The 14,077-nt window shown below is 65.8% G+C and carries 11 protein-coding genes; 4 read left to right on the top strand and 7 right to left on the bottom strand.

Annotation, left to right across the window (positions count from 1 at the left end; genetic code table 11):
• The first annotated feature begins 99 nt into the window (after nucleotides 1-99).
• A complete protein-coding gene (secA, locus tag L2Y96_RS18610; RefSeq protein WP_247329181.1) occupies nucleotides 100-2,811 on the top strand; it encodes a preprotein translocase subunit SecA in 2,712 nt (903 codons plus the stop codon).
• 34 nt (nucleotides 2,812-2,845) lie between these two features.
• On the opposite strand, the gene L2Y96_RS18605 is transcribed toward secA, so the two are convergent.
• The 7 genes from L2Y96_RS18605 to L2Y96_RS18575 form a co-directional block, all read right to left on the bottom strand.
• Nucleotides 2,846-3,697 carry a symmetrical bis(5'-nucleosyl)-tetraphosphatase gene (locus tag L2Y96_RS18605; RefSeq protein WP_247329179.1) on the bottom strand — a complete coding sequence of 284 codons (852 nt, stop codon included), beginning with the start codon at nucleotides 3,695-3,697 and terminating at the stop codon, nucleotides 2,846-2,848.
• A gap of 56 nt (nucleotides 3,698-3,753) precedes the next feature.
• Nucleotides 3,754-4,137 (bottom strand): Co2+/Mg2+ efflux protein ApaG, encoded by a 384-nt coding sequence (apaG, locus tag L2Y96_RS18600; RefSeq protein WP_247329177.1) that lies wholly within the window; start codon nucleotides 4,135-4,137, stop codon nucleotides 3,754-3,756.
• Nucleotides 4,138-4,189: 52 nt separating this feature from the next.
• The gene (gene rsmA, locus L2Y96_RS18595) at nucleotides 4,190-4,969 is read right to left on the bottom strand and encodes a 16S rRNA (adenine(1518)-N(6)/adenine(1519)-N(6))-dimethyltransferase RsmA (protein WP_247329175.1); all 780 of its coding nucleotides are present in this window, start codon (nucleotides 4,967-4,969) and stop codon (nucleotides 4,190-4,192) included.
• Nucleotides 4,966-5,961 carry a 4-hydroxythreonine-4-phosphate dehydrogenase PdxA gene (gene pdxA, locus L2Y96_RS18590; protein WP_247329174.1) on the bottom strand — a complete coding sequence of 332 codons (996 nt, stop codon included), beginning with the start codon at nucleotides 5,959-5,961 and terminating at the stop codon, nucleotides 4,966-4,968. The genes rsmA and pdxA overlap by 4 nt, the downstream gene beginning before the upstream one ends.
• A 4-nt stretch (nucleotides 5,962-5,965) precedes the next feature.
• On the bottom strand, nucleotides 5,966-7,354 hold the full coding sequence (locus L2Y96_RS18585; protein ID WP_247329172.1) for a peptidylprolyl isomerase: 1,389 nt from the start codon (nucleotides 7,352-7,354) through the stop codon (nucleotides 5,966-5,968).
• Nucleotides 7,355-7,384: 30 nt separating this feature from the next.
• Nucleotides 7,385-9,898: an LPS-assembly protein LptD gene (locus L2Y96_RS18580; protein ID WP_247329170.1), complete on the bottom strand. Its 2,514-nt coding sequence runs from the start codon at nucleotides 9,896-9,898 to the stop codon at nucleotides 7,385-7,387.
• Between the two features lie 151 nt (nucleotides 9,899-10,049).
• On the bottom strand, nucleotides 10,050-10,610 hold the full coding sequence (locus tag L2Y96_RS18575; RefSeq protein ID WP_247329168.1) for a cob(I)yrinic acid a,c-diamide adenosyltransferase: 561 nt from the start codon (nucleotides 10,608-10,610) through the stop codon (nucleotides 10,050-10,052).
• A 62-nt stretch (nucleotides 10,611-10,672) separates the two neighbouring features.
• On the opposite strand from L2Y96_RS18575, the gene ubiH reads away from it, so the two are divergent.
• The 3 genes from ubiH (at nucleotide 10,673) to L2Y96_RS18560 (ending at nucleotide 14,024) form a co-directional block, all read left to right on the top strand.
• Complete coding sequence (gene ubiH / locus L2Y96_RS18570) at nucleotides 10,673-11,890, top strand: 2-octaprenyl-6-methoxyphenyl hydroxylase (RefSeq protein WP_425492443.1); 1,218 nt, start codon at nucleotides 10,673-10,675, stop codon at nucleotides 11,888-11,890.
• Nucleotides 11,891-11,961: 71 nt separating this feature from the next.
• The gene (locus L2Y96_RS18565) at nucleotides 11,962-13,098 is read left to right on the top strand and encodes a UbiH/UbiF/VisC/COQ6 family ubiquinone biosynthesis hydroxylase (protein WP_247337131.1); all 1,137 of its coding nucleotides are present in this window, start codon (nucleotides 11,962-11,964) and stop codon (nucleotides 13,096-13,098) included.
• A 134-nt stretch (nucleotides 13,099-13,232) separates the two neighbouring features.
• Entirely contained in the window at nucleotides 13,233-14,024 is a 792-nt protein-coding gene (locus L2Y96_RS18560; protein ID WP_247329163.1) for a dienelactone hydrolase family protein, read from the top strand.
• Nucleotides 14,025-14,077 lie beyond the last annotated feature (53 nt).

Raw genomic sequence — 14,077 nt, 5'->3', positions numbered from 1 at the left:
AAAGGCATGTTATGGGGCGCCCGTAGTATGATCGTCCCTTCGTGCCGGTAAGGTTCTGGTCTTACAGGCAATCCCTTTTGTTTCAGATCCGGATGATCGATGTTCAATCGTGCCCTGACGAGCATTTTCGGCAGCCGTAACGACCGCGTGCTGCGCGACCTTTCCAAAACGGTCAAGCGCATCAACGCCCTCGAGCCGGAGTTCGAAAAGCTTTCCGACGACGCCCTGCGTGGCAAGACCGAGGAATTCCGCCAGCGTATCGCCGCCGGCGAGTCCCTGGACAAGATCCTGCCCGAAGCCTTCGCAGTCACCCGCGAGGGCGCCAAGCGCGTGCTTGGCATGCGTCACTACGACGTGCAGATGATCGGCGGCATGGTCCTGCATGGCGGCCGCATCGCTGAAATGCGCACCGGTGAAGGCAAGACCCTCGTCGGTACACTGCCGGTGTACCTCAATGCGCTGGAAGGCAAGGGCACCCACGTCGTCACCGTGAACGACTACCTGGCTCGCCGTGACTCGGCGCAGATGGGCAAGCTGTACAACTTCCTCGGCCTCACGGTCGGCGTCGTGTACCCGGGCATGGACCACGCCGACAAGCGTGGCGCCTACGCCGCGGATATCACCTACGGCACCAACAACGAGTTCGGCTTCGACTACCTGCGCGACAACATGGCCCTGAGCCGCGACCAGCGCTACCAGCGCGGCCTGCACTACGCCATCGTCGACGAAGTCGATTCGATCCTGATCGACGAAGCCCGTACGCCGCTGATCATTTCTGGCCCGGCCGAAGATTCCCCGCAGCTGTACATCGCGGTGAACAAGGTCGTGCCGCACCTGGTCCGCCAGGAAACCGAAGAAGCCGCCGGCGATTACTTCGTCGACGAGAAGCAGAAGCAGGTGCACATGTCCGAAGAGGGCATGGAGCACGCCGAGCAGCTGCTGCGTCAGGCCGGCGTCATCGAGCAGGACAGCGGCCTGTACGATTCGAAGAACCTCGCGGTCGTTCACCACATGAATGCGGCGCTGCGCGCCAACGCCATCTACCAGCGCGATGTGGATTACATCGTACGCGATGGCGAAGTCATCATCGTGGATGAGTTCACCGGCCGTACCCTGGCCGGCCGCCGCTGGTCCGATGGCCTGCACCAGGCCGTGGAAGCGAAGGAAGGCGTGCCCATCCAGCGCGAGAACCAGACCCTGGCGACGGTGACGTTCCAGAACCTGTTCCGCATGTACAAGAAGCTGGCCGGCATGACCGGTACGGCCGATACCGAAGCCTACGAATTCCAGTCGGTTTACGGTCTTGAAGTGGTGGTCATCCCGACCCACAAGCCGATGGTCCGCAAGGACAACCCGGACATGGTCTTCCTTGGCCCGGATGCGAAGTTCAAGGCGGTCATCGCCGACATCAAGGAATGCTTCGAGAAGGGCCAGCCGGTCCTGGTCGGTACGGCATCCATCGATGTCTCCGAGCTGGTTTCCGGCCTGCTGAAGAAAGAGCGTATCCCGCACGAAGTGCTCAACGCGAAGCAGCACGAACGCGAAGCGCACATCGTGGCCCAGGCCGGTGCCCCGGGCGCCGTGACCATCGCCACCAACATGGCCGGTCGCGGTACCGATATCGTGCTGGGCGGTAGCCTTGAAGCCGCGATCGCCGCGTTGCCGGCGGAAGCCACCGATGCCGACCGCGAGAAGCTGCGCACCGAGTGGAAGAAGCGCCACGAGCAGGTGCTTGCTTCGGGTGGTCTCCACATCATCGGTACCGAGCGTCACGAATCCCGCCGCATCGATAACCAGCTGCGTGGCCGTTCGGGCCGCCAGGGTGATCCGGGCTCTTCGCGCTTCTACCTGTCCCTGCAGGACAGCCTCATGCGTATCTTCGGCGGCGAGCGCATCGGCCGCTGGATGCAGATGTTTGGCATGAAGGAAGACGAGGCGCTGGAAGATCGCCTGATCACGCGCCAGATCGAAAAGGTGCAGCGCAAGGTCGAGCAGCACAACTTCGACATCCGCAAGAACCTCCTCGACTTCGACGACGTCGCCAACGACCAGCGTAAGGTCATCTACGCGCAGCGCGATGAGCTGCTCGAAGCCGAAGATATCTCCGACATGGTCGGCGACATCCGTGCCGACGTGGTGGAGGGCCTCGTGCGCCGCTTCGTACCGGCCGACAGCATCGACGACCAGTGGGATGTGCCGGCACTCGATCGCGAGCTCGCTAGCGAACTGAACCTGCGTCTCGACGTGGCCCACTGGCTGGAAGGCCAGAAGGAAGCCGACTCGGAAGCGATCATGGAGCACGTCCGCCAGGCCGTGGACCAGCTGTTCGTCGAGAAGGAAACCCAGGTCGGTGCCGAGACCATGCGTTCGCTCGAGAAGCACGTGATGCTCTCGGTGGTCGATAACGCGTGGAAGGAGCATCTTGCGAGCATGGACTACCTGCGCCAGGGCATCTATCTGCGTGGTTATGCGCAGAAGCAGCCGAAGCAGGAGTTCAAGCGCGAGTCGTTCGAGCTGTTCTCGGAAATGCTCGATCGCATCAAGACCGAAGTGGTGCAGATGCTTGCTCGCATCCGTATCCGCAGCGAGGAAGAAGTCGCGGCGATGGAAGCGGAGCAGCAGCGTGCGGCGGAAGGCCAGCGCCTGCAGTTCCAGCATGCCGATGCGCAGGCGATGGGCGCGGGCAACAATGCGGTTGCCGACCAGGCTGTACCGACGACGGTGGCCGAAGGCCCGAAGGTCGGCCGCAACGACCCGTGCCCCTGCGGCTCCGGCAAGAAGTACAAGCACTGCCACGGTCAGCTGACCTGATAAAAAACCCGCCGAAAGGCGGGTTTTTTTGTTCTCAGTCGCCGCCGCCCTTCGGTTTCTGGCGGTAGGATTCGGCCTGCACGGTGATGTACTGCGGTTCTTCCTGGTCGATGCGCATGGCCGTGAGCTGGCCACCCCACACGCAACCCGTGTCGATCGCGTAGACGCCGAGGCCGGCGAAGCGGCCTAGCGCCGACCAATGCCCGCACACGATTTTCGTCTCGCGCTTTCGCATGCCTGGTACTTCGAACCACGGGTACATGCCCGGCTTCTGCGTGCCAGGACGATCCTTGCCTTCGAAATCGATCCGGCCATTCACATCGCAGTAGCGCATGCGGGTGAGCGTGTTGATCGTGGCGCGATGCCGCTCCACGCCCTGCAAGCGGTTATTCCACGCCGCCGGGCGGTTGCCAAAGAGATTCTTCAGGATGCGCTGGTGGCGGGGGCCACCCAGTTCGCGTTCCACTTCCAGCGCCGCACGTTGCGCCTGGCGCAACGTCCAGATCGGCGCGAGGCCGGCGTGGATCATGGTCCAGCCCAGCGCCTCGTCGTGGTGCAGCAGCTTCTGCATGCGCAGCCATTCGAGCAGCACGGGCGCATCGTCGGCGAACAGTACTTCGCGCAGTTCGGGATTCACGCGCTGCTGGGCATCTTCGCGGCGCTGGCCGATCGCCAGCAGCGAGAGATCGTGGTTACCCAGCGTGATGACGCTCTGGTCGCGCAGCGAGTGGATGAGCCGCAGCGTGGCGAGCGATTCGCCGCCACGGTTCACCAGGTCGCCACAGAACCACAACTGGTCGGCCGCCGGATCGAAACGGATCTTTTCGAGCAGGCGCTGGAGTTCGGGGTAGCAACCCTGGACGTCGCCGATCGCGTAGACGGCCATCAGGTTGCTCGCTTCATATCGCCGCTTCGGGCGTTTGCGCTATCCATGCGTCGATCCTAGTGCAGCGTGCGCGGGATGGAGAGAACGAACGCCGGGATCGGCGTATCGAAGTGGGTGCCGTCATCGGCCACCATGCGGTACGAACCGGCCATGGTGCCCACCGCGGTCTCCAGCACCGCGCCCGAGGTGTATTCGTACGTATCGCCCGGACGCATCCATGGCTGCTCACCCACCACGCCATCGCCGCGCACTTCCTCGACCTTGCCGTTCGCATCGGTGATGACCCAATGGCGGCCAAGCAGCTGCGCGCCCGTCGCGCCCGCGTTGCGCAGCGTGATCGTGTAGGCGAACACGTAGCGGTTATCACCGGGTTGCGACTGGTCGGGAACGAAGCGGGTTTCGACCTCCACGTCGATCGTGTAGGGGGTTTTCGAGTTCATGCAGGGATTGTGTGGGACGCGGAGGGGGTGGGCAAGTATGCCCTGATCTTGTTCAGGTCGCGTTCGCGAGCTTCACGAAATCGCTGGGCGCGAGCGTCTCCGCGCGGGCCCGGGGATCGATGCCGAGATCGCGGATGGTGGCTTCATCGACCAGGCCTTTCAGCGTATTCGACAAGGTCTTGCGGCGCATGGCGAACGCGGCCTTCACGACGGCGTGGATCTTTGCCGGGTCGCCCTTCGGCAACTGTTCGGGCGGCAGCGGCACCATGCGGACCACCGCGGAATCCACCTTCGGCGGTGGGCGGAAGGCGCCCGGGGGCACCACGAACAGCGGCGTCACCTTGCAGGCCAGCTGCAACATGACGCTGAGCCGGCCGTAGACCTTGCTGCCGGGTTCGGCGGCCATGCGGTCGACGACCTCCTTCTGGAGCATGAAGTGCATGTCCTGGATGGCGGCAGCGTGTTCCACGCAGTGGAACAGGATGGGGCTGGAGATGTAATACGGCAGGTTGCCGGCGATACGCAGGCGCTCGGCGCCCAGCTCCTTCGCCAGCGCGCTGAAATCCACCTTCAGCACGTCGGAATGCACGATGCGCAGGTCGCCGATGGGCGCCGCGCGTTCCTGCAGGCCGGGGATGAGATCGGTATCCAGCTCGATCGCGGTCATCTTCTTCGCCACGGCGAGCAGCGGGAGTGTCATCGCACCTTCGCCGGGGCCGATCTCGACGACCGTATCGCCATCCTTCGGCGCGATGGAGGAAACGATGCGCTCGATGTAGCGCTTCTCGTGGAGGAAGTGCTGGCCGAAGCTTTTCTTGGGGCGTGCGTTCATACGGCGGCCCGCGAGCGGGCTAGTTCCATGGCGAGGCGGGTGGCGGCGAACAGGCTGGCGGGATCGGCGCGGCCAGTGCCGGCCAGGTCGAGCGCGGTGCCGTGGTCGACGGACGTGCGGATAAAGGGCAGGCCCAGGGTCACGTTGACGGTGCGGTCGAACGCTTCGCTTTTGAGCACGGGCAGGGCCTGGTCGTGGTACATGGCCAGCACCGCGTCATAGCGCGGGCGCATGGCCGGCACGAAGGCCGTATCCGCGGGGAGCGGGCCGATCAGGTCCATGCCGCCGACGCGCAGGCGCTCAAGCAGGGGGATGATCGTATCGAGTTCCTCGCGGCCCATATGCCCGCCTTCTCCGGCGTGGGGATTGAGTCCCAGCACGGCGATGCGCGGCTCGGCCAGACCGAATCCCGTGCGCAGGGCCCCGTGGACGATGCGCAGCGTGCGCTCGAGCAGCTCAGGGGTGATCGCGGCGGGTACGGCGGCGAGCGGCAGGTGGGTCGTGGCCAGCGTGACCCGCAACTCGGGGCTGGCGAGCATCATGACCACCTCGGCCCCTGCGCGTTCGGCGAAAAACTCGGTGTGGCCGCTGAAGGCCACGCCGGCTTCGTTGATGCTGGCCTTCTGCACCGGGCCGGTGACGACGGCATCGAAGCGGCCATCGAGGCAGCCGTCGGCCGCCAGGCTGAGCATGCTGAGCACGTGGTGGGCGTTGGCCGGGTCGGGCTGGCCGAAACGTACCGGGGCGCCGAGCGGGACGTGGCGAAGACGCACGTGGCCGGCGGAGCGGTGGGTGATCGGCTGGCCATCATCATCAGCGATGTGCAGCGTGAGGCCGCAGGTGCGCGCCGCCTGCTCGAGCAGGCCGCGATCGGTGATGGCGATAAGATCGGCGGCCAGATCGCTGGCCGCCAGACGGGCGAGGAGTTCCGGACCGACCCCGGCAGGCTCACCGGCGGTGACGGCGAGCCTGGGCAGGGTGGTCGCGTTCATGCCCTTAGTTGGAGGCGGGCGTCGGGGCCGAAGCCTGCTTGTCGTCCGGATCCTTCAGCTCGGGCACGCGGATGTCCACGTACGCCTCGGAGCGCGACTGCCTCAGGAAATCCTCGTAGGCCTGATCCGCCTTGCGGTTACCGATGGCCTGGCGGGCCTGGTTACGCTGCGATTCGTCGGTGACGTCGCTCTGGCGGGTGCCGAGGAGCTGCATGACGATCCAGCCGGCATCGGTCTGGAACGGCTTGGAGACCTCGTTGTCCTTCAGGCCATCGAGCTGGGTCGAGATGGCCTGGCCCCAGGCATCCTTCTGGAACCAGCCCATGTCACCACCGGCGTTGGCCGTGGTGTTGTCCTTGGAGTCGTCCTTCGCCAGCTTGGTGAAGTCGCCCTTCTTTTCAGTGAGCTGGGTGTAGATGTCCTGAGCCTTCTTCTCAGCCTGCTCCGGGGTCACGATTTCGGAGGGCTTAATGAGGATCTGGCGGGCGTGGTACTCAGTGACCACCTGGCGGCCCGGCTGGCGGGTTTCGACCAGCTTCAGGATATGGAAACCGGTGGGGCCGCGCAGGGCGGGCGTGGATTCGCCCGGCTTGAGCGAAGACACCGCATCAGCGAAGGCCGGCGGCACTTCGTCGAGACGGCGCCAGCCCAGGTCGCCACCGTCGAGCGCGTCCGGCGCGTCCGAGTACTGGATGGCTGCGGCGTTGAAATCCTTGCCTGCCTTGATGTCGGCGATGGCCTTCTCGGCCTTGGCCTGGGCCTGGGCGATGTCGGCGGCGCCACCTTCGGCGGGGGTGCTGATCTGGATGTGCGCCAGGTGCACCTCGCCGGCCTTGTAGGTGGGGCTGGCGAGCAGGTTGTTCACTTCGGCGTCGGTGACCGTGACCTGGTCGCGGACGACGCTCTCGTGCAGTTTCTGGGTCAGCAACTGGTCGGAGATCTGCTGGCGGAAGCCCGCCCAGGTCATGCCGTCCTGGGTGACCGCGCCCTGCAGCTGGTCCGTCGACATCTTGTTCTGCTGGGCCACGTTAGCCACGGCCTGGTCGATATCCTGGTCGGTGACGTGGATATTCTGGTCGTTGGCCTTCTGGACCTGGAGCTTCATCAGGATGAGGCGATCCAGCACCTGGCGGGCCAGGATGTTGGGCGGCGGCAGCTGGCCCGGGTTCTGGGCGTACTGCTTGGTCACCGCCTGGATGGCGGCATCGAGCTCGCTCTTCAGGATCGTGTCTTCTTCCACCACGGCCACGATGCAATCGAGGGCTTGCGGGCACGCGATGCCGCTGGCGCCACCGCCAGCCGGCTGGGCCTGCGGCAGCATCTGGGCGTGGGCGGAGGGCACGGCCGCCAGCAGGGCGGCGGCGAGCACGGAGTAAACGAGGATCTGCTTCATCGAATAGGGAGCCCGGGGCGCTCGCCCCACTTATTGATAGCCAAGGATAGCACGGCGCAGGTACTCGCCCGACTGAGGGTTCAGCGAGCCCAGCCCCTTGAATTCCAACTCAAACATGATCGCGTTGTTCGTCCGGCGGGTGTAATCCTGGACGTAGTGGCGGCCAAGGATGCGGAAGGCCACGCAGCAGCTGTCGTATTCGACGCCAGCGGTGGCTTCCAGGGTCCGGTGCGAGAACGCGAACGAGGTAAACGTGACGCCATCGGTGGTCACGGGCACGATGTCGCGACGGGCGAAGACCCAGCGCGCCAGGGCACGCCAGCGCTCCGACACCGGGTAGACCACGGACGTATCGAATTGTTCCATCACGTTCCGGCGGTAGCGGTACGAGAAGTTGAACACGCCGTCACCCTTGATCCGGCGCTGGAACTGGACCGTGGCCAGGTCGGATTCGTGGCCCTGGAGGCCATACTGGCCGGTGTCCGGGTTCGGATAAACGCGGTCCTTGTTATTCGGATCCCACTGGTACGAGGCGTTGACCCGCCACTTGTCGTTGAGCTGTACGGCAAGCTGCGCGACGTAGTTGGAACCGTTGAAGTTGGTCGGATCCTGGGTCGAATAGAACTGGACCTTCTGGTTGGTCAGGTAGCGGATCTGGCCGATGCTTGCCGACACACGCTCCACGCCGTTGTCATCGAGAAGGCGTGAGGTCAGTGCGGCCGATACGTTGTTCGCATCCATCTGGCGATCAGCGCCGGCGAACCGGTTGGTCGTGAACAGCTGCCAGAAATCGAACGACATTTCGTTGCTGTCGAAATTGGGCAGGTCTTTCTGATTGCGGTACGGCACGTACAGGTAATAGACCCGCGGCTCCAGGGTCTGCGTGTAGTCCGAGCCAAACATGTGAGTACTACGGTCGAAAATCAGCCCCGAATCCAGGCTGGCGATGGGTAGCGAGCGCGACGGCGTGCGATCCGGGTAGGCCGCCTTGTCGTCGGCGTTCTGCAACTGGTAGCCGGTGTAGCGGTACTCCAGACGCGGACGGACAAACCAAGCCGAGCCGCCGAAATCACCGGCGACGTAAGGCGCGAGATCAAGGCGGTTGCCATCGATCTGCCCTGGCGCCGGGTTCGCCTTGCGGAACGCGACAGCCTCGGTATCCACGCCCACGTCGAGCCACGAATTCAGCGGGACTTCGGCGCTGAACGTGGCCCGCGGCCAGCGCTTATAGGGCTCGACGTAATTGGGCAGGCCAGGATCGACGTTCTGGTAAGCATCGACGCCGATCGCCGCGCTCCAGTACCTGGTGCCCTTCGTCACGTAGACGCCGGAGCTCAGGATCCCGACCGACGAGCTGTACAGGTCGTTGCCGAAATCGCGGAAGTACTCGTTATCGGACGCGCGATTGATGTTGGCCATGAGCATGAAGCCATCACCAAGATTGGTCGTATTCACGATCTTGGCGAGGTAGCGCTGCTTTGCATCGCCACGGTCACCATTGGTAGAGAAGTCGGTATCCGTGCCCTTGTCGTTCGCCAGGTAGTTCACGTCGAACGTACCGTTTGATCGGGGCGTGAGATAACGGAACTCAACGCCGAGCATGGCTCCCCGCGACGCGTAATACGTCGGGGTGACCGTCGCGTCGTAGTTGGGCGCGAGGTTCAGGTAATACGGCAGCGAGAGGTATTCGCCCGAATGGCTCGACGAGCCAAACGTCGGGTACAGGAAGCCGCTCTTGCGCCGGTCATCCAGCGGGAACGTGAAATACGGCAGGTACATGAACGGCACGCCCTTGAAGCGCATGGTGCCGTAATGGGCCGTACCCACGCCGGTGTCCTTGTTCAGGTCCACCGTCTTGGCGCGGAACTCCCACTGGTGCTTGCCCACGTCGCACGTGGAGTACGTGGCGAGGCGCATGCGGCCGTGCATGGGATCGGTCATCTTCGCGTGGTCGGCCACGCCATTGCCGCGCGATTGCAGCAGCTGGTAGGTGACGTGGTCGGCATCGCCCTGGTTCGGCGTGGTGGTGCCGGTCATGCGATCGGCGCGCAGGAGCATGCCGGCTTCCTGGTAGCGCACGTTGCCGGTGGCGTCGTAGGCCGTGGAATCGGCGTTATAGGTGACGTCCTCGGCCTGGAGCACCTGGTCGGCGCGCTGCAGGCGCACGCCGCCAGTCATGTGGTACTGGTTCGGCTCCGGGCTCTCGACCTTCACGCCCTCGGTGCCGTTGATGTTCGAGACCGTGTCGGTCACGGCCGTGGCGCGCAGCGTGGTGTCCTTCGTGATCGTCGGATCGTAGAAGTCCAGCATGGCGTTCGGGCTGCACATCGCGTAGCTCACCGGGCGCGGTGCGCAGATGAACGAACCGAGCGGGCAGGTGACGACTTCGCTGGCCTCGCGGCTGCTCTTGGTGGCCGGCGCGGGAGCGGTCGCCGTCGTGACCACGGTCTGCGCCGTGGCTTGCCAGGCGGTGCCGGATACGATGAGGGCGACGGCTGTCGCCAGCAGGCGGCGTTTAGGCAGGATGCTGATGCGGGGCGTCACAGGCGAGGTCTTGTCCCTTCTGAAGGCCGCCAACTTAGCAGAATCGCCGCCTGCATCGCACGATGGCACTCCACGCATGAGTTCAAACCCCTGAGGAGGGCGCGGCGGTGATCGCCGTACCAATGGCCTTGAGCTTACACCGGCGGCCCGATCAGCCGCGCGGACGGCGCTCGTGCTGCCACAGTACTTCGCCGTGGCCACTGCGCCGGGCGAGCACGCGCGCCAGGACGAACAACAAGTCCGAAAGCCTGTTCAGGTAACGCTGCGCCTCGGGGCGCACGGCTTCCTCGCGGCCGAGAGCCACGACTTCGCGCTCGGCCCGGCGGCACACCGTGCGCGCGAGGTGGCAGGTGGACGCGGCCATGCCGCCTCCCGGCAGGATGAAATCCTTCAGGGCAGGCAGGTCGGCGTTGAAACCATCCAGCACCTCTTCCAGGTGGTCGATATCCTTGCCCTGCACCATGGCCATGCCAGGGATGCAGAGTTCGCCGCCGAGGTCGAACAGCTCGTGCTGTACCTGGACAAGCACCTCGCGGATGTCGTCACCGACGCCTTCGCAGGCGATGACCATGCCGAGCGTGCTGTTCAGCTCATCGACGGTGCCATAGGCCGCGACCCGCAGGGAATCCTTGCCGGTGCGGCTGCCATCGCCCAGGCCGGTGCTGCCATCGTCACCGGTACGTGTGTAGATCTTGGAGAGTCGGTTACCCATCGGCCGATTCTAGCGTGCGGCGGCCCGCCGCACCCACGGCACCTGCACGCGGCGGCGGTATCATGCGCCGCATGAGCCCTGCATCCCCCATCCTTATCGTCGGCGGCGGCCTGGTTGGCGCCAGCCTGGCTATCGCGCTGGATACCGCTGGTATCCCGGCCCTGCTCGTGGAAGCCGCCGCGCCGCGCGTCGCCGACCAGCCGAGCTACGACGAACGCAACCTGGCCCTCGCCCGTGCCACGGTGAACGGCCTGGCCTCGATCGGCGTCTGGGACCTGGCCCGCGCGCGGGCCACCGCCATCACCCATATCCATACGAGCCGCGCTGGGGATTTCGGCAGCGTTCGCATGGATGCCGCCAGCGAGGGCGTGGATGCGCTGGGCTGGACCCTGCCGGCCCGGGAGCTGGGCGAGGCCCTGCTGCGCCGTCTGGACAGCTGCAAGCGCCTCCGCCGGATGGCGCCCGCCCGCGTGGAACGCATCGACGCCGTCGAGGGTGGCTGGCTCGCCACCATCACCGGCCCTGAGGGCACTACCCAGGTGACGACCCCGTTGCTCGTGGGCGCCGATGGCACCACCTCGGGTATTCGCATGCAACTGGGTCTCGGCACCCGCGAGCACGATTACGAACAGGCCCTGTTCGTCAGCACGATGACCCCGGAGCACGATCCCAGGGGGCGTGCCTTCGAGCGCTTCACGAATGACGGCCCCGTGGCCGTTCTGCCGCTGGCGGAACGCCGGATCGGCCTCGTGCTGACCGTCGCCGCGGACCAGGCCGATGCGGTGGCCGTCATGGATGACGTGGCTTTCGCCGCCTTGGCCCAGGCCCGCTTTGGCTATCGGCTGGGCCGGCTGAGCCGCCCGGGCAAACGCGTGCCTTACCCGATCCGCCGTGTGGCGGCCGAGGCGCTGACAGGGCCGCGTGCGGTTCTGGTCGGCAACGCGGCCCAGACCGTGCATCCCATCGGCGCGCAGGGCTTCAACCTGGGCCTGCGCGATGCGCTGACGCTCGCCGAACTCGTGGCGGCGGGCGGCGAACCGGGCGATCCGGCGCTGCTGGCGGAATACGTGCGCCGACGCGCGCCTGATCGCGAAGGCACCATGGCGATGAGCCACGGCCTCGTCCGGCTCGCCTGCCTCGACCAGCCGTTCCTTGGGCCGTTGCGTTCGCTGGCCATGCTGGCGCTGGACCGGATCCCGCCCCTGCGCCACGCGCTGAGCCGCCGTGGCATGGGCTTCCGCGCCAACGCGCCCTTTGCCGTGCGGGAGAAAACGCCGTGAGCGATAGCTGGAACACGGATGCACCGCGCCGCCGCGGCGCGCTGCTGGACGTCGCCGTGGTCGGCGGCGGCATGGTGGGTGCGGCGACGGCGCTGGCGCTGGCCCGCGCGGGCTTCAGCGTGGCGCTGGTCGATGCCCGCGAGCCGGCGGCCTGGGCTGCTGCCCATGAAGTCGACCTGCGCGTCGTTGGCCTTGCCGCCTCATCGATCCAGTTGCTCGATGAACTCGGCGTGTGGCACGCGATCCGGGACGGCCGCGCCTCGCCTTACGAACGCATGGTGGTGTGGGATGCCGAAAACGGCGCCACGCTGCATTTCGATGCGGCTGATGAAGGCCGCGACGTGCTCGGCTACATCGTCGAGAACAACCTCGTGCAGGCGGTGCTGTGGCACGCCCTGGACGATGCCGGCGTCCGCCGGATCGTGCCTGCCGAAGTGACGGGCTACAGCCTGCGCGAGGATCGCGCGCAGCTGGAGCTTGCCGATGGGCAGGTGTTGTCCGCCAGGCTCGTGGTCGCCGCGGATGGGGCGGATTCGCCCTTGCGCAGCATGGTGGGCATTGGCACCCACGGCCGCGACTACGCCCAGCGCGGCGTGGTCGCGCATATCGCTACGGCACGGCCGCATGAGCGCACGGCATGGCAGCGCTTCCTGCCGACGGGTCCGCTGGCTTTCCTGCCATTGGCGGATGGCCGCTGTTCCATCGTGTGGTCGTTGCCTGAACCCGAGGCACAGCGGATCCTGGCGCTGGATGACGCCGCGTTCCGCGATGCGCTGGGCGTGGCCAGCGATTTCCGCCTCGGCCCTATCGAGAGCGTGACTCGTCGCGCGGCCTTCCCGCTACGGTTGAAGCTGGCCGATCGCTATGAACTGGGCCGGCTTGTCCTGCTGGGCGACGCGGCGCACGCCGTGCATCCGCTCGCGGGGCAGGGCGTGAACCTGGGCCTGCGCGACGTGGTGGAACTGCGCGAGACACTGGTAGAGGCACGCAAGGCCGGTCGCGATTTCGCCGCCACCCACGTACTCCGTCGCTACGCCCGCCGCCGCCGGAGCGCCGACGAGCTGGATGCGCGTTCGTTTGATGCGCTGGCGCGGATCTACAGCTGGGCCGCCTCGCCGCTCGTCACCGCCCGCGGCTTTGGCGTACGTCTGGTCGATCGCCTTACGCCGCTGAAGCGGGCACTTTCCCGCCACGCCGCCGGCCTCTAGCCCGGCCCCACCGCTCTTGTAGGAGCGCGCTTGCGCGCGATGGGTGCTCGCCAGTGCCTGATCGCGCGCAAGCGCGCTCCTACAAGGGCGCAGCGTCCCGTATGCTTCGGCCACTTACCCCAGGGAGAAAGCCGATGCGCCGTACGTTGCTTGCCTTGTCACTCCTCATCATGGGCGCCGCGGGCGGTGCCCAGGCCGCCATGGTTGCCAAGCCGGTCCAGTGGACCGACCACGGCGTGACCTTCAAGAGCTTCCTTGTCTACGACGATGCCGTGAAGGCGAAGCGTCCGGGCCTGCTCATGGTCCCGAACTGGTACGGCATCAACGACATGGCGATTGCCAAGGCGAAAGATATCGCCGGCAAGGACTACGTGATTCTGCTTACCGACATGTACGGTGGCGATGCGCACCCGAAGAGCACCGACGAAGCCGGCGCGGCGGTGAAGCCGCTCTATGGCGACCGCAAGATCATGCGTGAGCGTGTCTCGCGCGCGTTCGATGAACTGAAGACGCAGGAAAAGAATGCGCCGATCGATCCGGCACGCCTCGCGGCCATCGGTTTCTGCTTCGGTGGCTCGGCCGTGCTCGACCTGGCCCGCACCGGCGCCGATGTCGCCGCGGTGGTCACCTTCCACGGCCTGCTTTCCGATGACTCGAAGCTTGGCTCGAAGCTGCAGAGCGCGCATGTGCTGGCGCTAAACGGTGCTGATGATGCCAACGTGCCGCCGGAACAGCGCGCCGCGTTCGAGGCCGAGATGCGTGCGGCGAAGGTCGACTGGGCCTCGGTGGATTATGGCAACGCCGTGCATTGCTTCACCGAGAAGGAAGCCACGGATGCCACCGGCAACTGCCGCTACGACGCGAAGGTAGCCACCCGCGCCTACGCGGCGATGAAAGCCTGGCTCACCGAAGCCTTCAAGAAATAAGCCACACCGTAGGAGCCCACCCTGTGGACGACATCTTTCGCGATACCGCCACA

The organism is Luteibacter aegosomaticola (genome assembly GCF_023078475.1).
Lineage (GTDB): Bacteria > Pseudomonadota > Gammaproteobacteria > Xanthomonadales > Rhodanobacteraceae > Luteibacter > Luteibacter aegosomaticola.
This window is presented reverse-complemented; position numbering and strand designations above follow the sequence as displayed.

What these genes read in the sequence shown, in the direction of transcription:
- L2Y96_RS18560 (WP_247329163.1), top strand. Translation starts at nt 13,233, where the DNA reads ATGCGCCGTACGTTGCTTGCCTTGTCACTCCTCATCATGGGCGCCGCG.
- ubiH (WP_425492443.1), top strand. Translation starts at nt 10,673, where the DNA reads ATGCGCCGCATGAGCCCTGCATCCCCCATCCTTATCGTCGGCGGCGGC.
- pdxA (WP_247329174.1), bottom strand. Translation starts at nt 5,961, where the DNA reads ATGAACGCGACCACCCTGCCCAGGCTCGCCGTCACCGCCGGTGAGCCT.
- secA (WP_247329181.1), top strand. Translation starts at nt 100, where the DNA reads ATGTTCAATCGTGCCCTGACGAGCATTTTCGGCAGCCGTAACGACCGC.
- L2Y96_RS18565 (WP_247337131.1), top strand. Translation starts at nt 11,962, where the DNA reads ATGGTGGGTGCGGCGACGGCGCTGGCGCTGGCCCGCGCGGGCTTCAGC.
- rsmA (WP_247329175.1), bottom strand. Translation starts at nt 4,969, where the DNA reads ATGAACGCACGCCCCAAGAAAAGCTTCGGCCAGCACTTCCTCCACGAG.
- apaG (WP_247329177.1), bottom strand. Translation starts at nt 4,137, where the DNA reads ATGAACTCGAAAACCCCCTACACGATCGACGTGGAGGTCGAAACCCGC.
- L2Y96_RS18585 (WP_247329172.1), bottom strand. Translation starts at nt 7,354, where the DNA reads ATGAAGCAGATCCTCGTTTACTCCGTGCTCGCCGCCGCCCTGCTGGCG.
- L2Y96_RS18575 (WP_247329168.1), bottom strand. Translation starts at nt 10,610, where the DNA reads ATGGGTAACCGACTCTCCAAGATCTACACACGTACCGGTGACGATGGC.
- L2Y96_RS18605 (WP_247329179.1), bottom strand. Translation starts at nt 3,697, where the DNA reads ATGGCCGTCTACGCGATCGGCGACGTCCAGGGTTGCTACCCCGAACTC.